We start from the raw sequence: 17,778 nt of genomic DNA on the forward strand, positions 1-17,778 counted from the left end.
GCGCGCGCACAGAAGGGAGGTCGGGCATGCCGACCCGCCGCCAGCCCCGCAAGCCCGACGCCTTCCCGCAGCAGAGCGTCCACGCCGCCCTCAACTCCGCAGTCCGAGGCTCGACCCACCTGTCCGACGACCAGCGACCGGTCGTCGCACTCGGCCGAGTGCTCGCGAAGCGCGTCGACAAGCTCGCCGCCTCCGGCTTCGTCGTCGACGGCCGCTTCGACAACGTTTCCGCCGGCATGCTCCTCAAGGTCTTCGACTCCCTCGGCCTGACCGTGAAGGGTCCCCGCGCTGCCCGCGTCCCGACTCAGGAGGAGTCCCTCGTCCCGTCCTCGTCCCCCGGTGAGAAGCAGCAGAGCGAAGCCACCGTCACGAAGCTCGACGGCTTCCGGAAGCAGGGCACCGCGTAGCTGACGGAGGCGAGCTTGACCACTCCGCAGTACGGAAAGACCGAGCCTCGCCTCTTCACGACGCCCCTTCGCGACCTCACCCCCGAGACGTCACGCGGATTCGAGGTCATCGAGTTCGCCCGCGAGATCCTCCACGTCCGGCTCTTTCCCTGGCAGGAGTGGCTCCTCGTCCACCTGCTCGAGCTCAAGCCGGACGGGACGCTCCGCTTCAGCAAGGCCCTCGTCATCGTCGGCCGGCAGAACGGCAAGACCGCGATCGCCGCGGTCCTCGCCGCCTTCTGGCTCTACGTCGACGCGGCCCGCTGGCCCGAGCAGCTGCCCGAGCAGGACTTCATCGTGGTCGGCGCCGCCCAGAAGCTCGACATCGCCATGAAGCCGTGGCGCCAGGTCCGCCGCTGGGGCGCCCCGGACGACGTCAAGGCGGGCATCGCGCACGACCGCATCCCCGAGCTGCAGCGTTTCACCTACCCGCCCCGCACCACCAACGGCGAGACCGAGCTCAAGACCATCGGCGGCGGCGCCTACCTCCCGCGCACCTTCGACGGCGCCCGCGGACACAGCGCCGCCCGCCTCATCCTCGACGAGCTGCGCGAGCAGTACGACTACGAGGGCTGGTCCTCGATTGAGAAGTCCGCGAACGCGATGTTCGACTCGCTCCTCGTCGCCTTCTCCAACGCGGGCACGAAACGCTCCCGAGTCCTCCGCGACGTCCGCGCGATCGCCACCGAGAGCCGCGACGAGCACGACGCGCAGTGGTTTCTCGCCGAGTGGTCAGCCGAGCAGGACGCCCCGCTCGACCACGCGCCCTCCTTCGCCCAGGCCAACCCGAGCGCCGGCTACCTGCCCGGCATGACGATCCCCGCGCTGATGAAAGCGGCGGCCGACGCCAAGGAGAAGAACGTCGAGCGTATCGAGGTCCTCGGCCAATGGGTCACCGCGACCGTCGACAGCTTCATCCCGCTCGAGGACTGGAAGGACGGCTACCTCCCGCCAGCCGAGATCGCCGCCGCCATTCCTCGAGGAGGCCGCACCGTCTGGGCCGTCGACATGTCCTTCAACCGTGAGACGACGTGGATCGCCGCGGCCGTCAGCACCAGGAACGGCGAGCCCTTCGTCACCATCCGAGAGAAGCGGGACGGCTGGTCCTGGGTCATCCCGCGGCTGATCGAACTCGCCCAGCAATCCGGGAACGTCGAGGTCGCCGTGCAGTCCAAGGGCGTCCCCGCCGTCGACTTCCTCAAGCCATTGCAGGACGCCGAGTTCCTCCTGAACGGGCGCAAGACCAAGTTCACGGTGCACGCCATCGACTGGTCCAGCTTCGCCCTCGCAACCGGCCGCCTCAGCGATCGCGTCCGCGACCGCGAGCTCGTCCTCGTCGATCAGCCCGACATTGCCACCGCCGTCGAAGGCGGAGTCGTCCGCACCTACGCCGAGAACACCGGATGGTCGCGAGAGAAGTCAGCGCCCGTCGACATCGCCGGCCTCTGCGCCGAGACCATCGCGCTCTACGCCCTCGAGGCGCTCGAGCCTCCGCAGAAGAAAAAGACGCCGCCGGCGCCGCTGCCCGTCCTGATCTCCGAGGGCACCGCCACCGATTCGACCGGCGAGAACTTCGCGTCGATGCACTTCTGAAAGGGGCACTCATGGCCGACGAACTGGGCTACCAGAATGGCGCCCTGCCGTCCTGGGGCAACCTCTACGCCGACGCGTTCGAATCCAACCCCGACCTGGTCCACCCCAAGTCGATCGAGGTCTACGACCGGATGCGCAGCGAAGACGCGCAGGTCCAGTCCGTCCTCCGCGCCGTCACCTTCCCGATCCTCTCCGCTGAGTACCTCATCGACCCGGCCGGCGCCCGCGACGAGGTCGTCGACCTGATCGCAGCGGACTTCGGACTGCAGGTGAAGGGCCGCCCGCCGACCACTCCGCTGCGTACCAAGGGCCGCTTCTCCTGGACAGAGCACATGCGCCTCGCGCTGCTCGAGCTCGTCTACGGACACAGCGTCTTCGAGCAGGTGTACGACGTGACCTCGGGCCAGACCCGCCTCGCGAAGCTCGCCTGGCGGCCGCCGCGCACCATCGCGAAGATGTCGGTCGCCGCCGACGGCGGGCTCGAGTCCGTCACCCAGTACGGCAAGGCCGGCAGCGCCAGCATCCCGATCCCAATCGACTTCCTCGTCGTCTACTGCAACGACCGCGAGGGCGGCAACTGGCTCGGACGCTCGATGCTCCGCTCGGCCTACAAGTACTGGAAGCTCAAGGACGGCGGCCTGCGCGTGCAGGCGCAGACCCTCGAGCGCAACGGGCTCGGCGTGCCGACCTACACAGCACCCCCCGACCCGCCCGATCTTGAAGGCGCCGAGCTCGTCGCCTGGCGTCAGCGCCAGCAGGACATGGGTCTTGCAATCGCCAAGGCCTACCGCTCCGGCGAGCAAGCCGGCGTCTCGCTACCACACGGCGCGAAGCTCGAACTGCAGGGCGTCACCGGGACTCTCCCCGACAGCGACAAGCCGATCCGCTACTACGACGAGCAGATCGCCCGAGCCGTCCTGGCCCACGTGCTCAACCTCGGCGGCGACAACTCCACCGGCTCGTACGCGCTCGGAGACACCTTCGCCCGCATCTTCGCCGACTCCCTCAACGCCGTCGCCGACCACGTGCTCACCATCACCAACCAGCACGTCGTCGAGGACCTCGTCGACAAGAACTTCGGCCCGACCGAGCCCGCGCCCCGCATCGTCTGCAAGCCGATCGGCGCGCAGGCCCCGGTCACTGCCGAGGCCGTCAAGACCCTTCTCGAGTCCGGCGGTATCACCTCCGATGCTGACCTCGAGGCTTTCCTGCGCCAGACCTACGGCCTGCCCATCAAGGCCGAGGGCGGGGGTGCGACGAAGTCCGATGCCGACACGGCCCGCGCCGCGGCGGAAGTCATCCAGAAGTCCTACCTCGGCGTCGGCAAGGTCATCAACGCCGACGAGGCCCGCGACCTCGCGCGCCGCGCCGGCGCGATCCTCATCGGGGAAGCGCCCGCCCAGCCGGAGCAGACCGCGATCGGTACGCAGGTGACCGACTTCTTCCATCCGCGCACCACTGAGGAGCAGCCATGAACCGACACGCCCGCAGCGAGGAGCGCACGCGCTCCCGCCCCGACATGAAGGACGCGAACCGGTACTGGGGGAGCCGCGAGCTGCCCACAGCGAAGACCCAGTTCTTCGACGCGGTGACGGTGCCCGGCTCGACCGAGGGCGCGACCACCGCAACGATCCGCCTCTACGGCCCGATCGACTCGTGGGGCGGCTACTGGGGCGTGTCCGCGAAAGACGTCGGTGAGGTCCTCGACGCGCTGCCCGAGAGCGTCGAGCAGATCATCCTCCGCATCAACTCGCCCGGCGGCGAGGTGTTCGAGGCGTCGACGATTCTTAACATGTTCCGCGCTCACCGCGCCTCGGTCCTGGCCGTCGTCGACGGGCTCGCCGCGTCGGCTGCCTCGTTCCTCGCCGCGGGCTGCGACGAAGCGGTCATGTCGCCGGGAACGACGATGATGATCCACTCGCCGTCGACCTTCACCTGGGGCAACGCCCGCGACCTGCGCAAGGACGCCGAGTTCCTCGACACCATCGAACGCTCGATCATCGACGTCTACAGCGCGAAGGCCGGCGAGAAGGACTGGGCCGCGCTGCTCGAGGCGGACACGTGGCTCACCCCCGATGAGGCAGTCGAACTCGGTCTCGCCGACCGCGTCGCCGTCATCCCCGACGCGGGCGAGACCTCGACCGTCGGCGAGGAGGAGCTCGAGTTGGTCCTCGCACCGGCCGAGAGCGACCCCGAGGACGCGTACGCGCGTCTCAGCCGCTTCGCGGCACACGCCCGAGAGGGCGCCCTCACACCTCCCGTCTCGTCCGAGCCGGGTACCCCCAACCGGAAGGAGCCCATCGTGGGCGACAACCTCAAGGCTGGCCTCAGCGAGCGGCTCGGCACGACCGACGCCGCCCTCACCGACGAGCAGCTCCTGGCTCTCGTCGACGAGAAGCTCGCCGGCACCAGCAACGCCATCCCCGAGAACGCCATCGTCGTCGACCGCTCGTCCTTCGAGCAGCTGCAGTCGGACGCCGCCGCCGGCGCCCGCGCGCTGGCCAACCAGGACAAGGCCCGCCGCGACGGCATCGTGACCGCCGCGCTCACCAGCGGCCGCATCACGACCGCGTCGCAGCAGTCCTGGCGGGACGCGCTCGAGAAGGACGAGGAGGGGATCGCCAAGATCCTCGGCGCGCTCCCCGTGACCGTGCCCGTTCAGGAGATCGGCCACAGCGACGACACCAGCACCCCCGAGGACAGCGCCTACGGCCGCGTCTTCGGCGAGACCAAGGAGGCCTAGCCCATGGACTACCTGCCCCTCTACCGCCCCGGCCAGACCGTCACGTTCGCCGTGACCACCGCCGTCACCGCCGGCCAGGCCGTCGAAGTCGGCGCGACCGACTTCTCCGTCGCCCCCGCCGCCGCCGCGTCCTCGAAGTACGTCGGCGTGGCCGGCCACGCCGCGGCCGTCGGCGACAAGGTCACCGTCGAGATCGGCAAGGTCATCCACGAGCTGACCGCCACCGGCGCCGTCACCCGCGGTCAGCGCCTCGAGCTCGCCGCCGCCGGCCGGGTCCGCACCCTCGCCGCAGGAACCGCCGTGTTCCTCGCCCTCACGTCCGCCGCCGACGGGGCTCCCGTCAAGGCCCTGCAGCTCTAGGAGATCCGATGAACACCTACCCCTTCACCGCGAGCCAGGTGCAGAACGCCTCGGCCACGGACGTCCTCGCCTTCATCAAGTCGCCCACGCTCCTCGCGCGGCGCCTGGGCGAGATCCTCACCGCGCAGCAGTTCATCGGGAACTTCCTGTTCTCGGGCCGCTACGCGATCCAGGGCGGCGCGATCGCCGTCCCGTCGAACGAGAAGTTCCGCACGCAGCGGACCGCCGAGACGGTCAACGCGGGCGCCGAGTACAAGCTCACCCCGCTCTCCGCCGAGGAGTGGGAGATCTACACCTCCCAGAAGCGCGGCCTCGCGACCGAGGTCACCGACGAGGAGGTCACCCGCAGCCTGCGCCAGCCGCTGGACGACGCGCTGACCTTCCTGCAGACCGAGCTCGTCTTCGACGCGAACGACATCGCGCTCGGCGTCGCCCAGTCCGCGATCACCCAGTCGGTCCCCGGCGGCGCGTGGACGAACGGGAAGCAGATCCTCAAGGACGCCGAGCGGATCAAGGCCCGCGCGCGCGCCCTCAAGCTCGGCATCTCGATCGACACCGTGGTCCTCAGCGGCGAGCAGTACGCCGAGGTGCTCCCCGAGCTCCTCGACATCCTGCCCGACAACTCCGACCTGGCCATCACCGGCAGCTTCCCGACCGTCGCCGGCATCACCTGGGTGTCCGCGGACGACGACGACTTCACCGACCCGATGTTCCTCGACCGTCGGATCTTCGGCGGCATCGCGCGCGAGCGCATCGCGTCGCCGGAGTACGTCGCGGTGGGTACCGACACCGGCGTGGAGATCGCCTCCATCCGCGAGCCGAAGGCGGACAAGACCCGCATCCAGGCCCGCAACCCGCACGTGCCCGTCGTGCGCGTCCCGCAGGCCGGCTTCCGCCTCACCGGAACGGGGGCCTGAGCATGGCGCACGTCGTCGTCAGCAAGGTCGTCAAGGTGACCATCGGCGCCGCCGGCGGCCACAAGATCGCGCAGATCCTCACCGCCGGCGTCGTCGTCCCCGACGGCGTCAGCGAAGCGCAGCTCGAGCACCTCATCGACCTCGGCTTCATCGCCGAGCTCGTCGTGCCCGAGGTCGAGTCCGACGAGGACCGCATCGCCCGCGAGCAGGCCGACTCCCAGGCCGCCTTCGACGAGGCCGTCCGGATCGCCGCCGAGAAGCTCGTCGCCGAGATGCCCGCCGCCATCGTCGAGCGGGAGGACGGCGCTGAGGTGCCGGTCGGCGAGGACGGCCTGCAGATCCTCGAGGCGACCGAGAGCGACGCGGCACCCGCCGCCAAGCCCGCCCGCCGCACCGCCAAGTAGCCGAAGGGGGCGATGGTGAGCATCACCAAGGAAGACCTCGCGCCGGTGCCCACGGACACCGCGCTGCGGATCCTCGCGTACGCGAACACCATCGCCCCTCTCGACTCGATCCCCGAAGCGGGCGACAAGAAGGCGACAGCGGTCGCGATCCTGCGAGCAGCCGCCGCCGAGATACCGAAGGCAGGGTCACGCCGCACCCGGTCGATGAGCCGCAACGGCACGTCGATGACCTTCGACGCGATCTCCTCTGCCTTCTCCTCCGAGGACCGGACAGCGCTGCGCGCGCTAGCCGGCGTCGAAGCAGCGGCGGGGCTCCCGGCCGGGTCCTTTCCGATCAGCCAGCTCGGCCGCATCTGGCCCGAGGGGGAGTACCGGTGAGCTGGGACGACGAGTTCTGGTACCCCCACACGGTGAACGTGCGGGACGTGTCCGCGAGCGGTGGCCGCGGCTCGAACTACGGAGCGTCCCGCACGATCGCCGCGGAGGTGAGAGACGAGCAGCGGCTAGTCCGCACCGCCGACGGATCCGAAGCGGTCTCCTCCACCAAGGTCACCGTTCCCCTCGACTCCGACGTCGCGCCCGGCGCACTCGTCACCGTCTGGGCAGGACGTTCGAGCGAGCGGGAAGCGGAAGTCCTCGCGGTCGCCCGCGAGGAGAACGCGGAACCGCTTGACTCGTTCCTCCTGCTTTCCCTCGCCTGAACGGAGGCAGCACATGAAGACCACCCCGGTCCTCACCCTCATCGAAGCCGCCGCGCAGGACGGACTCCGCGAAGCGGGCAAGGAGATCCTCGCCCGCTCCAACGATCTCGCCCCCCACCTGACCGGCGAGACCGAGGACAGCGGCTTCGTCGCCATTGACGACCTCACCCTGCAGGTCGGCTACCGCAGCCTCGTCGCTCTCCTGCAACACGAGAGCCTCGAGTACGAACACCCCCGCGGCGGCGAGTACAAGTTTCTCGAGTCAGCGCTCGCCGAGGTCGATACCCCGGCCATCATCGCGAAGCACACCGGCGCGATCGGATGAGGGACTCCGAGCTCACCGACATCGTCGCTCGAGCCTTGGGCGGCATCGAGGGGTGGGCCTACCTCGAGACGGCGGAGACGTATCCGCCCGACGACGTCGCGGTCTTCTATGGCGCGATCGGGTCCACGCCCCATCGCGCCGTCGGCGTCCAGGTCTACGGCGGGAGCGACCCGGACGAGGACGAAGGCCCCTCGTCCAGGCGGGTGCAGCTGCGCGTGCGCGGTCGTCCCCGTGACCGCGCCGACGCCGACGACATGGCCGACGAGGCCCGCCCGGTGCTCACCGGCATCTCCCGCCAGCAAGGAATCAGCAGCATCACCCGCCAGTCATTCGCCCGCCTGGGCGCCGACACCAACGGGCGCGAGCAGCGATCCGACAACTACCTCATCATCCTCGACAATCCGGAGGCATCCACATGAACCGCGTCACCCTTCCCGCCGGCTTCACGCTCGGCAAGTCCTTCGAGTACGGCATCGACGCCAACCTCGGCTCCCGCGCCAACCCGCTGTGGCAGCCGTTCCGCCGCATCAGCGGCTTCGGCGTCACCCCCACCCCGATCACGACCGACGCCGCCACCTACGACGACGAGGGCGCGCCCAACTCGCAGGTCACCGGATGGGGCTTCAACGGCGCCTTCACGGTGCAGGTGAACCGCAGCCTGATCACGGGCCTGTTCCTCCCCGAGGTCGAGGCACTGCTCGCCCGCACCAAGCCCTCCGCCACCGGCGACGACGCGGAGATCGACGTCCGCTGGTACCACAAGCCCAAGGAGGGCAAGCCGCACCCCCTCGAGGCGGGCCGCGGCAACGCGACCGTCGCTCTCTCCCGCGTCAACACGGGACCCGCCGGCGAGATCGACTCCTACGCCGTCACCCTCACGGGCGTCGGAGCGTACGAGGAGATCGCGAACCCGTGGCTGGGCAACGACGTCGACGCGCTGCCCGTCATCCTGGGCGTCACGACCGCCGACGGCGCGCCGGCCAACGACGGCGACCTGTTCACCGTCAACGGCCGCGCGCTGCTCGACACGCTCTCGCTCAAGGTCAACGCGATCTCGGTCCCGTTCACCGTCGTCAACGACTCGACCCTCGTCGGCGTCATGCCCGTCGGAGACGCCGGCGACGTCCCGATCACCGCGACCACTACCGCCGGCGTCTCGCAGGCGCTCGTCGTCCCGCGCGGGGCCTGAGCGAATGGGGGCGGTCGACTTCGAGGAGTGGGTCGCCCCCACCCTCGACATCACGCTCGGCGGCCGCACCTACCGGGTGCAGCCGCCGAGCGTCGAGAACGCCGGGAAGCTGCTCGCCGCAGCGATCCGCGGCGAGGTGAACCTGGGCCTGGTCAAGGGAGAGATCCCCGTCGAGGTGCAGCACGTCCTCGACACGATCCAGCCGGGGGAGCACCCCGCGCTCGGCGACGCCTACCGGCAGATGGCCGAGGACGGCATCTCAGGGCAGACCCTCGACCGGGTCGCTTACTACGCGATCTTCTACTGGGCGCGGAGCAAGGAGTACGCCGACTTCGTCGCGACAGTCCTCTGGACGCCCCGCGCCGTCGACGCTGTCGAGAGTGCGGGTACCGGCCCAAAAGGCTGACGACGGCAGAGGACTGGGCGCCTTACGGGATCGGCCAGCCCGACGCCGAGGGATGGTACCCGAACTACCGGCCCGTCCCGGACGAGCTCGCACCCGAGCCGCCCGATGTGCAACAGGCCGCCGCCGTCAAGCCGCCCGATGTCGACGGCTCGTGGCTCGCGATCGTCGGGCAGTGGCGACTCGTCATCGCTGAGCTGCGCGATCGCGGCATCGACCTCTACGACCCGGCCGTCCGCGCCGGATCGTGGCTCGGCGTGCGCGCCGCGATCTTCTCGCTCATCGACTCACCCTCGAGACTTCGAGGCGCTCTCACCCGGAGGTGACTCATGCCGCTGCGCGCTGCCGAACTCGAGGTGCTGTTCACCGCCAACACGACCGACATCGCGCGCGGCGAGAAGGACGTCAAGACCGCTGGCGAGCGGATCGAGAAGAAGCCGATCCAGGCGAAGGTCGACGTCGACACGAAGGACGCCCTCGCCGGGATGGCCCGGGTCGAGAAGGCCGCGAACAGCTTCGACGCCGTCTTCGACAAGCTGGCGCCGAGCGACCAGCAGCGACGCGATCTCATCCGTGGCTTCCTCGAGTCGGAGCGCGCGAGCAAGCAGTCCGCCGAGCAGATCGAGAAGGTCCTCACCAAGTCGTACGGTGTGGCCGGCTCGGCAGCGAAGCAGCTCGCGGCCGCGGCCAAGGGTGAGTTCAAGGACATCGAGTCCGCCGGTAAGAAGCTCGGCGCCCAGGACGTCACCGTCGAGGTGGAGGCGGAGACCGCTGACGCTCTCGCCGGGATGGACCGGGTCGAGAAGGCAGCCAAGAAGCTGGTCAACCAGCGGACCGTCGCCGTCATCGACGCCGACATCTCGAAGGCCGAGAAGGCGGTCGCCCGCACGCAGCAGAAGCTCGAGGAGCTGCAGGCGCGCGCGCTCGGCGGGCTCGACGTCACCGCAGAGACCCGCCGTGCGGAAGCCGCGCTGCAGAAGACCCAGCGCCAGCTCGCTGCGCTTACGTCGGCTCGCGCTCAGATCGAGGTCGAGGCCGACGTCCAGGATGCGATCGAGGGGCTCGACCAGGTCGACGCGAACGTGAAGCGTCTGGTCTCCCGCGAGATCGCCGTCCAGGTCGACGCGAACGTGAAGTCCGCACAGTCGGCCGTCACCCGCCTCGAGGCTCAGCTCGCGCAGCTCGCCGCCATGGAGCCGACCACTGAGGTCCGCGCCGAGACGTACAAGGCGGAGGCGCTACTCGAGGGCGCCCGCAAGAAGCTGCAGTCGCTCGAGGGCGCACGCGCGCAGATGGAAGTCGAGGTCGACACGGCCAGCGCCGAGCAGGGCCTCGACGCTGTCGCCGACCAGGCGGGCGAGGCCGGCAAGCGCGGCGGAGCCGACGCCGGCGGCAACCTCGCGACCGGGATCCTCACTGCGCTCGCGAGCATCCCGATCGCCGGTGCTGTCATCGGCGTCGGCAAGGCCGGAGCCGACGCGATCCTGCAGGCGTTTCAGGAGGGACTGCAGCAGGAGAAGAGCTTCGACCGGCTGCAGGGTCTGACGGGCATCAGCGAAAAGGATGCCCTGCGCTTTGGCCGGTCCGCGTCCGAGTCGTACGCGAACGGCTTCGGCGAGTCGATCGAGCAGAACATGGACACTGCCCGCCTCGGCCTGCAGTTCGACCTGATCGATCCGGAAGCCACGAACCGCGACGCGCAGCAGGTCATCTCCGGGCTGTCCGGGATCGCTGATGTCCTCGGCGAAGACGTGCAGCCCGTGGCCGTCGCGGTCACCTCGCTCCTGCGTTCTGGGCTGGCGAAGTCCGCGTCCGAAGCTTTCGACATCCTCGCGACCGGCGCCCGAGAAGGCGTGAACCGGAACGAGGATCTGCTCGATACCTTCACCGAGTACCCGGCGCTGTTCCAGCGGCTGGGCCTCTCCGGCCAGGAGGCTCTTGGCCTGATCAATCAGGGTCTCGAGGGCGGAGCCCGGAACAGCGACCTGGCAGCGGATGCTCTCAAGGAGTTCCAGATCCGGGCGACTGACGGATCGAAGGCCAGCGCCGAGGGCTTCGCAGCTCTCGGTCTCAACGCTGAGGAGATGACCGCCAAGATCGCGGCCGGCGGCGACTCCGCGAAGGAGGGCCTTGACCAGGTCCTCGACGGACTGCGCGCGATCGAGGACCCGGTGGCGCGGAACGCGGCGGCTGTCGCGCTCTTTGGCACCCAGGCGGAGGACCTCGGTGAGGCGCTCTTCAACATGGACCTGTCGACCGCCGTCGACCAGCTGAACGGCGTCGAGGGCGCCGCCCAGCGCATGTTCGATACCCTCGCCGACAACGATGCGTCGAAGCTCGAGCAGGCTCAGCGGAACATCGAGGTCGCGGCGGACGGCATGAAGGGCGCCCTCGCGGCAGCCTTCTCCGAGCCTCTCGGCGAGCTCGCTGAGTTCGTCTCCGAGAATCGCGGCCCGGTCCTGCAGTTCATGCTCGACCTCGCGAATGGCGCCCTCGACTTCGGGGACTCGATGATCGAGTCGTCGGCATCAGCGACGGAGTCCCTCGGGGAGTTCGTGTCCGGCGCCCTTCGGGACGCTGTGATCGGACTGCGCGACTTCCTCGAATGGCTGCCCGGCGACCAGGACCTGACCGGGCTGAACACCCTCATCGACGACATGGACGGCTTCGACGAGAAGGCGAACATCACCGCTGAGAACCTGCGCACCAACATGGGCGGGGCTCTCTCGGAGGCGCGGACCAAGCTGAACGAGTTCGGCGAGGGCGCTGTCGCCATGGGCTACCTCAACGACGCCAGCCTCCGACTCGCCGAGTCTGTCGACGCCGTCGGCTACTCCCTCGACGGGACGACACCGCTCGTCGACGCCTACACCGTCGCCCAGGACGGATCAGTCCAAGCCGGCTCCACGCTCGAGGGCCAGATCCGAGCCTCGATCGCGGCACTCGGCGACGAGGTGTCCGCGGCCGCGGCAACCGGAGAAGCGCAGGAAGCGCTGACCGGCCGCTACAACACGGCGACCGATGCCCTCGTCGGCCAGCTGACGCAGATGGGTCTCACCGAGGGCCAGGCGCGATCGCTGATCAACACGGTCCTGCAGACTCCCTCGTCCGCGACGACCGCGTTCTCCTCGAATGCTCCCGAGCAGCAGGGCAAGGTGCAGTCCCTCGCGGACCGCATCGTCACCCTGCCCGACGGATCCGTCGTCATCACCGCCGACACGGGCACCGCGTACGGGCAGACTCAGTCCTACCTCGACTGGGTCAACACCCGGTCCGCGACGATCAAGGTCAACGCGACCAACCCCAACATCGGCTTCGGGCTCGGCGACGGTCGCAAGGACGGCGGCCCCATCTACGGACCGGGCGGCCCGCGCGACGACCTCGTCCCCATCTGGGCGTCGCCAGGCGAGCACATGCTCGACGCCGAAGACGTCCGCAACGCGGGCGGGCACGAGGGCGTCTTCCGGCTCCGGCAAATGCTCGCGAGCGGGAAGCTCAAGTTCGCCGACGGCGGACCAGTCGAGATGCGCTCGATCCCGTCGAGCACCTGGCGTGTGGCCGAGGGAGCGCTCGCCGCGCCGATGCTGCAGCAGGACCCGAGCATGGCCGCGATCTTCTCGGCGCTCGAGCGCATCGGCACGAGCGGTACCGCAGGCGGAGGCGGGGACTTCGTGGGCGAGCTGGTCCTCGACTCCGGCGAGCTGGTCGCCCTCGTGCGGGGAATCATCCGGTCCGTTCACTCGGCCGATAGCAGACGAGCGAAAGCCCTGTCGAAGAGAGGCTGACCAGTGCGCGTCTTCATTACCGGGCCGGATGGCGTCAGGCACGACCTGTACCGCGGCGCCATCCGGCTCGCACCGGGCGGGCTCGTCGGGCTCCTCGGCGCTCCTCGCCCTCGCGTGTTCTCCCGATCGAGCGCGACTCGCGCCGGCCGACGCCGCACCGGCACGCAGCTCGCCGAGCGGGAGGGGACGGTCAGCGTGCTCCTCAACCGCGACGGAAGCCCACAGGATCTCCGGGCAGCGGAGCGGGCGTGGGCGAAGGTGTGGTCGTACGACGAGCCGGCCACGCTCGAGGTGCAGGTGAAGGACGAACCGAACCGCTACCTGTCGGTCTACTTCGACGGAGGCCCGCTCGACTTCACGCGCGACCCCGACAACTTCCGCTTCTACCGATCCGACGTCGCGGTCATCGCCGACGATCCGCTCTGGCGCGGCCCGCAGCAGGAGTTCCTCTTCGACTCGAACGAGCCGGACGCGGACTTCTTCGGCCGCGACGCGGTGCACGGCCAGGACGGAGGACCCGACTACTGGCTCTCGGCCGCCTACGCGCCCATCACGAAGCCGCTGCGCAACCCGGGGAACGTACCGGCGCCGGTGCGCTGGGTGCTCGACGGCCCGATCAGCGGCTTTGACACCATCATCGACGGCCGCTCTGTCGCCGGCAGCTTCCCGATCCCCGCGGGGCAGACGCTTCGCATCGACTCAGACAGCAACACGGCGCTGCTCTCGACCGGCGCGCAGGAGATCGACATGTGGCGGCAGCTGACCTCCTGGCAGTTCTCCCGCCTCGCGCCCGGCCAGACCTCGACCGTGTCCATCGAGCGTGAGGGCACCGGCTCCGCGCGCCTCGAGTGGACGCCTCAGTATCGGCAGGCCCGAGGGTGATCGTCTCGGCCGCGGACTACGGACTCGACATCACCGTCTGGGACCGAGCACTGAAGCGGGCCGCGCCCATCCCGCACTTCCGCTCCGTCGACGGCACGATCCGGCACCTCGCAGCCGGAACCCTCGACCTGGTCCTCGACGACGACGAGCGCGCGACGAAGGCGCTGCAGACACCCGGAGCTCGACTCGTCGTCCGCCTCGACGACCTGCACTTCCACTCCGGCCCGATCGTCTCCCGCGGCGGTTCGCTGCTCTCGGGGGACTCCGTGCGCTACACAGCCGGCGACGACTTCTCCATCCTCAGCCGCACCCTCGCGTGGATCGTGCCCGGCGGACCGATCGCACCGAAGTCGCTCGACGATCCGGCGCAGGCAGTCGTCACCGGCACGCTCCGGCGCGGCACGGTCGAGGGCCAGTCCGGAGTCATGGCCTGGCCGCAGGCGCGCATGCCAGTCGAGACGGCGGTGAAGTGGCTGCTCGGCGTGAACTTAGTGCAGCGACTCGGCCTGCCCGTGCAGATCCGCGACGACCAGCGACGGGGCGGCACAGTGACTCTTCCCGCAGTCGGCCGGTTCGCGACCCTCGAAGAGACCGTCGTCCCGATCCTCGACGCCGCCGGCCTCGGCCTGCGGGTGTGGTTCGAACCTGAGTCCCCGCTGATCAACGTCGACATTTACGAGTCGGAGGAGTATCCGCAGGTCATCGACGCGGAGTCCGGAATCATCGTGAAGGGCACGTGGAACCTCGACGCTCCGACCGCTACGCGAGTCGTCGTCGGCGGCCCGGGCGAGGACGCGGCCCGCGCGTTCGCGGAATACCGCGACGACACCGGCCTCGAGTCCGCGTGGGGCTTCGTCGCTGAGACATTCACGTCCGCGACCGGCGCGTCCCCGGATTGGCCCAAGGACCTCGATGACGCGGAGAAGGTCGAGAAGTACGCGTCCCTGCGTGGCGACGTCGCGGCCGAGTCGAAGACCGAGCTCGCCACAGCGCTCGAGAGTGCCGGGGCGAAGCATCTCGCCGAGGGCCGCCCTACCGCTGGCGTCGCCGCCGAACTGATGGAGGCCGGCAGCTTCTACTACGGCATCCGCGACGGGATCCGCGGCTTCCTCCGCGGAGACCGCGTCGCCATCCAGGCGGGCGCCGGCGAGCCGATCCGCGACCGCATCACCGAAGTGCACCTCGAAGTGCCCGAGGGCGGCGGCCGCACCGTCACCCCCACCGTCGGCGGCTTCGTCGACGACCCGGACCGAGAGATCCACGACGCGATCGGCGCCCTCGCGGCATCGAACGCACGACGAGAGAAGAGCACCTAGATGGTCGAGTACTTCGGCTTCGCCAGAGGCGGGCAGACCACCCGCGTCAACGAACGAGAAATGGCCCGTCTGCTCTGGGCGGCCGGCGACCACGGGCACGTGCTCACCACCGCCTCCTACCGGGTGACCGCGGTCGGCGGGAACAGGCGAGTCAACATCGCGGTCGGCCAGCTGTCCGGCTGCGGCGTCATCGCCGTCCGCTCAGGCGTCACGGACATCGACGTCGTCGACATCCCCACTCCACCCGCCGCCCGCGGCCAGTGGTCGCTACTCGTCACACGCCGCTCATGGGACGGCCGCGCGGACTCCTTCCTGCTGCTCCCGTCGGAGCTCACCGGAGCGGAGACGGCGACAACGCTGCCCCCTCGACCGCCGAGCGAGTTCCCGCCGACTCTGCAGCGCACGCCGGCAGTGACGTACGACATCCCGATCGCATGGGTGTGGACGTCCTACGCGTTCACCACGCTGCGGATCGTGGACCTGCGAGTCCTACCAGACAAGCGCCCCGCGTCGATGCCCGTCGACGGCGGCTTCTACGAGGCCGAGCGCGTGAAGGACGACCTGCTCGCCTCCGGCGAGACGGGCGCCGTCGTCGACAAGCAGTGGGAGGCGCCGCGCGGCGTCTACACCGTCACGTCGACCTCGGTCGTCTCGACAGGGGAGAACGCGAGTGCCATCGGCACCGCATTCCTGTCGGTCAACGGAGTCGAGGTCGCAGCCGTGCGCGACGACCAGGACTTCAGTGGTCAGCCGACCACACTCGTCCGGCTCATCTCGCATCCCGGCGGTCTGCTCCGCGTGCAGTCCGGCATCCGCGACATGACCCTCACCGCGCGAACCATCGCGACCTCGAACGTGCACGCCGCGTGGACGCGCCCCTTCCCCATCTGATCGAGGAGCACACCATGAGCCTCACCATCGTCCGCATCCCAGCCGCCGCCGCCAACCAGCCGGCCCGCCCGATCCACCGCACCCCCGTCGGTGCCGTCGATCACCACATGGGCGGATACCTCCTCGGCACGGACGGCATGTTCCAGAAGCCGTCGACCGGGTACTCGACCAACTACGGCATCGGCCTCGGCGCAGACGGGAAGGTGCGTGTCTCCGAGTACGTCGCCCCCGACCTGGTCGCCTGGGGTAACGGCAACGCCGACATGAACACGCGTGCCGTGTCCATCGAGCACGCCAACGACCGGTCGAAGTACCCCGACCTGTCCGCCAAGCCGACCGCGGAAGTGCATGAGGTGTCCGCGCAGCTGCACGCGCAGCTCGCGGTCCGCTTCGACTGGCGTATCGCCGGGAAGCTGCAGCTCGTGTACGCCGAGCTGTCCGACTACCCGAAGATCGGCCCGCACTTCTACGACCGATCGATCCCCGGCTTCGGCCGCGACTTCAACGTGATCCCGCACCGTGCCGTCGCGAAGAAGACGTGCCCCGAGCACCTCGACGTCCGATGGATCGTCGACCGCGCCAACCACATCATCAGCGAAGGCGTCGATGACGCCCCCACCCAGGAGGAAGACGACATGCCCACTGCCAAGGAAGTAGCCGAAGAGATCCTCCGCGGGTTCTCGTCGCAGGACCCGGCGTCGCCGGGCAAGCAGGCGCGCGACGCGATCGCTGCTGCCGCCGCGGACTTCACGCTCACACGCCTGGTGCCCGCGTCGGGCGACGGGTGGGGCAAGCAGGCTCGCGATGCAATCGGCAAGAGCTCCGCCGACTACGCGATCTTCGCGCTCGCGACCGCCGAGCCCGGTTCGGAAGCCGCGCAGGCAATTCAGCGCATCGCCGACGCCGCCAAGCAGTAGCCCCTCCTCGCCTCTGAGAGGGGGACCCGCCCTATGGACGTAGTCCTCGAAACCATCCTGAGATCCCCCGCGACACCGACCGGGCTCGCGCTGATGTTTGCGGCCGTTCTCGGCATCGCGTTCATCCGCGGCCAGGTCGTGCCCCGCTCAACGGTGGACATGCTCCTCGCCGTCGAGCGCACCCGCGCGGAGGACTACAAGGCCGCATGGGAGGCGGAACGGCTGCGCGGCGACAAGCTCACTGGCTACGTCGAGCGGCTTCTCGCCTATGCGGAAACCGCTGACCGCGTCCTCAAGGCGCTGCCGGAAGTGCAACACCAGCGCGAGGAGGCCTCGCCGTGAGGTGGTGGAAGCGCAAGATCGCCGCGGCTCAGCCCGAGGCGAACGAAGCAGCCGACGCCCGCGCAGCGTCCGAGCAGGCGCTGGACGACACCGCCCGCCTCGGCCCGAAGGTCGAGTCCGTGACGAGCTCCCTGGACGTGACTCGCACGAAGAACCACCTCGTCATCCGGATCGCGACCGCGTACGGCATGGCCCAGCCCGGGAGACCAGAGTGACCGATCTCGAGTCCAACATCATCACGATCCTGCTCGTCGCCGGACTCATCCCGATCGCAGCGTTCATCTACTTCTACCTGCGCTACTCGCCCTGGTGGGAGACCGGCATCGGCCGCACCCTCCTCGGCCAGAAGTTCGCCATGGGAGCGATGCTCAGCCTCTCGCTGCTGCTCCGCATCCTCGGGCCCGGGTACCCCTACCGCGCCCTCCTCAACGGAGCAGTCCTCTGTCTCCTCGTCTGGTTCTTCTGGAAGACGCTGCTCGAGCTGAGACGCGTCCAGAAGGCCTTCCCCCGCCAGGACGCCCTCAAAGCATTCGTCCGCCGCCACTTCACCCGCAAGGAGTAACT

General features: G+C 69.5%; 22 protein-coding genes. All 22 read left to right on the forward strand.

The window, feature by feature from the left end; translation table 11 throughout:
- Positions 1 to 26 precede the first annotated feature (26 nt).
- The 22 genes from EDF35_RS09525 to EDF35_RS09625 all read left to right on the forward strand — a co-directional run bounded on the left by EDF35_RS09525 (position 27) and on the right by EDF35_RS09625 (position 17,776).
- On the forward strand, positions 27 to 407 hold the full coding sequence (locus EDF35_RS09525; RefSeq protein ID WP_133962107.1) for a hypothetical protein: 381 nt from the start codon (positions 27 to 29) through the stop codon (positions 405 to 407).
- A gap of 15 nt (positions 408 to 422) precedes the next feature.
- Positions 423 to 2,039 carry a terminase large subunit gene (locus tag EDF35_RS09530; RefSeq protein ID WP_133962109.1) on the forward strand — a complete coding sequence of 539 codons (1,617 nt, stop codon included), beginning with the start codon at positions 423 to 425 and terminating at the stop codon, positions 2,037 to 2,039.
- Positions 2,040 to 2,050: 11 nt separating this feature from the next.
- Positions 2,051 to 3,514 carry a hypothetical protein gene (locus tag EDF35_RS09535; RefSeq protein ID WP_208323047.1) on the forward strand — a complete coding sequence of 488 codons (1,464 nt, stop codon included), beginning with the start codon at positions 2,051 to 2,053 and terminating at the stop codon, positions 3,512 to 3,514.
- Positions 3,511 to 4,782, forward strand: coding sequence for a head maturation protease, ClpP-related (locus EDF35_RS09540; protein ID WP_133962111.1), 1,272 nt, complete (start codon positions 3,511 to 3,513; stop codon positions 4,780 to 4,782). Before EDF35_RS09535 ends, EDF35_RS09540 begins: the two co-directional genes overlap by 4 nt.
- 3 nt (positions 4,783 to 4,785) lie before the next feature.
- On the forward strand, positions 4,786 to 5,142 hold the full coding sequence (locus EDF35_RS09545) for a capsid cement protein (RefSeq protein ID WP_133962113.1): 357 nt from the start codon (positions 4,786 to 4,788) through the stop codon (positions 5,140 to 5,142).
- Positions 5,143 to 5,150: 8 nt separating this feature from the next.
- On the forward strand, positions 5,151 to 6,059 hold the full coding sequence (locus tag EDF35_RS09550; protein ID WP_133962115.1) for a hypothetical protein: 909 nt from the start codon (positions 5,151 to 5,153) through the stop codon (positions 6,057 to 6,059).
- 2 nt (positions 6,060 to 6,061) lie between these two features.
- A complete protein-coding gene (locus EDF35_RS09555) occupies positions 6,062 to 6,463 on the forward strand; it encodes a hypothetical protein (RefSeq protein ID WP_133962117.1) in 402 nt (133 codons plus the stop codon).
- Between the two features lie 15 nt (positions 6,464 to 6,478).
- Positions 6,479 to 6,841: a hypothetical protein gene (locus EDF35_RS09560; RefSeq protein ID WP_133962119.1), complete on the forward strand. Its 363-nt coding sequence runs from the start codon at positions 6,479 to 6,481 to the stop codon at positions 6,839 to 6,841.
- On the forward strand, positions 6,838 to 7,164 hold the full coding sequence (locus tag EDF35_RS09565) for a hypothetical protein (protein ID WP_133962121.1): 327 nt from the start codon (positions 6,838 to 6,840) through the stop codon (positions 7,162 to 7,164). The genes EDF35_RS09560 and EDF35_RS09565 overlap by 4 nt, the downstream gene beginning before the upstream one ends.
- A 13-nt stretch (positions 7,165 to 7,177) precedes the next feature.
- Positions 7,178 to 7,489 carry a hypothetical protein gene (locus EDF35_RS09570; RefSeq protein ID WP_133962123.1) on the forward strand — a complete coding sequence of 104 codons (312 nt, stop codon included), beginning with the start codon at positions 7,178 to 7,180 and terminating at the stop codon, positions 7,487 to 7,489.
- 35 nt (positions 7,490 to 7,524) lie between these two features.
- Entirely contained in the window at positions 7,525 to 7,908 is a 384-nt protein-coding gene (locus EDF35_RS09575; protein ID WP_133962125.1) for a minor capsid protein, read from the forward strand.
- Positions 7,905 to 8,678 carry an IPT/TIG domain-containing protein gene (locus EDF35_RS09580; protein WP_133962127.1) on the forward strand — a complete coding sequence of 258 codons (774 nt, stop codon included), beginning with the start codon at positions 7,905 to 7,907 and terminating at the stop codon, positions 8,676 to 8,678. Before EDF35_RS09575 ends, EDF35_RS09580 begins: the two co-directional genes overlap by 4 nt.
- A 4-nt stretch (positions 8,679 to 8,682) precedes the next feature.
- The gene (locus EDF35_RS09585; protein WP_133962129.1) at positions 8,683 to 9,084 is read left to right on the forward strand and encodes a hypothetical protein; all 402 of its coding nucleotides are present in this window, start codon (positions 8,683 to 8,685) and stop codon (positions 9,082 to 9,084) included.
- A gap of 107 nt (positions 9,085 to 9,191) precedes the next feature.
- On the forward strand, positions 9,192 to 9,407 hold the full coding sequence (locus EDF35_RS09590) for a hypothetical protein (protein ID WP_133962131.1): 216 nt from the start codon (positions 9,192 to 9,194) through the stop codon (positions 9,405 to 9,407).
- A 3-nt stretch (positions 9,408 to 9,410) separates the two neighbouring features.
- The gene (locus tag EDF35_RS09595) at positions 9,411 to 12,866 is read left to right on the forward strand and encodes a phage tail tape measure protein (RefSeq protein ID WP_133962133.1); all 3,456 of its coding nucleotides are present in this window, start codon (positions 9,411 to 9,413) and stop codon (positions 12,864 to 12,866) included.
- A gap of 114 nt (positions 12,867 to 12,980) precedes the next feature.
- On the forward strand, positions 12,981 to 13,748 hold the full coding sequence (locus tag EDF35_RS09600; protein ID WP_133962135.1) for a hypothetical protein: 768 nt from the start codon (positions 12,981 to 12,983) through the stop codon (positions 13,746 to 13,748).
- Entirely contained in the window at positions 13,745 to 15,064 is a 1,320-nt protein-coding gene (locus tag EDF35_RS09605) for a hypothetical protein (RefSeq protein WP_166674059.1), read from the forward strand. The genes EDF35_RS09600 and EDF35_RS09605 overlap by 4 nt, the downstream gene beginning before the upstream one ends.
- The gene (locus EDF35_RS20790; RefSeq protein ID WP_166674060.1) at positions 15,065 to 15,955 is read left to right on the forward strand and encodes a hypothetical protein; all 891 of its coding nucleotides are present in this window, start codon (positions 15,065 to 15,067) and stop codon (positions 15,953 to 15,955) included.
- 14 nt (positions 15,956 to 15,969) lie between these two features.
- Positions 15,970 to 16,872: an N-acetylmuramoyl-L-alanine amidase gene (locus EDF35_RS20795; RefSeq protein WP_166674061.1), complete on the forward strand. Its 903-nt coding sequence runs from the start codon at positions 15,970 to 15,972 to the stop codon at positions 16,870 to 16,872.
- Positions 16,873 to 16,905: 33 nt separating this feature from the next.
- A complete protein-coding gene (locus EDF35_RS09615; protein WP_133962141.1) occupies positions 16,906 to 17,214 on the forward strand; it encodes a hypothetical protein in 309 nt (102 codons plus the stop codon).
- Positions 17,211 to 17,429: a hypothetical protein gene (locus EDF35_RS09620; protein ID WP_133962143.1), complete on the forward strand. Its 219-nt coding sequence runs from the start codon at positions 17,211 to 17,213 to the stop codon at positions 17,427 to 17,429. Before EDF35_RS09615 ends, EDF35_RS09620 begins: the two co-directional genes overlap by 4 nt.
- The gene (locus EDF35_RS09625; RefSeq protein WP_133962145.1) at positions 17,426 to 17,776 is read left to right on the forward strand and encodes a hypothetical protein; all 351 of its coding nucleotides are present in this window, start codon (positions 17,426 to 17,428) and stop codon (positions 17,774 to 17,776) included. Before EDF35_RS09620 ends, EDF35_RS09625 begins: the two co-directional genes overlap by 4 nt.
- Positions 17,777 to 17,778: the final 2 nt, after the last annotated feature.

Source organism: Rathayibacter sp. PhB151 (genome assembly GCF_004366415.1).
GTDB lineage: Bacteria > Actinomycetota > Actinomycetes > Actinomycetales > Microbacteriaceae > Rathayibacter > Rathayibacter festucae.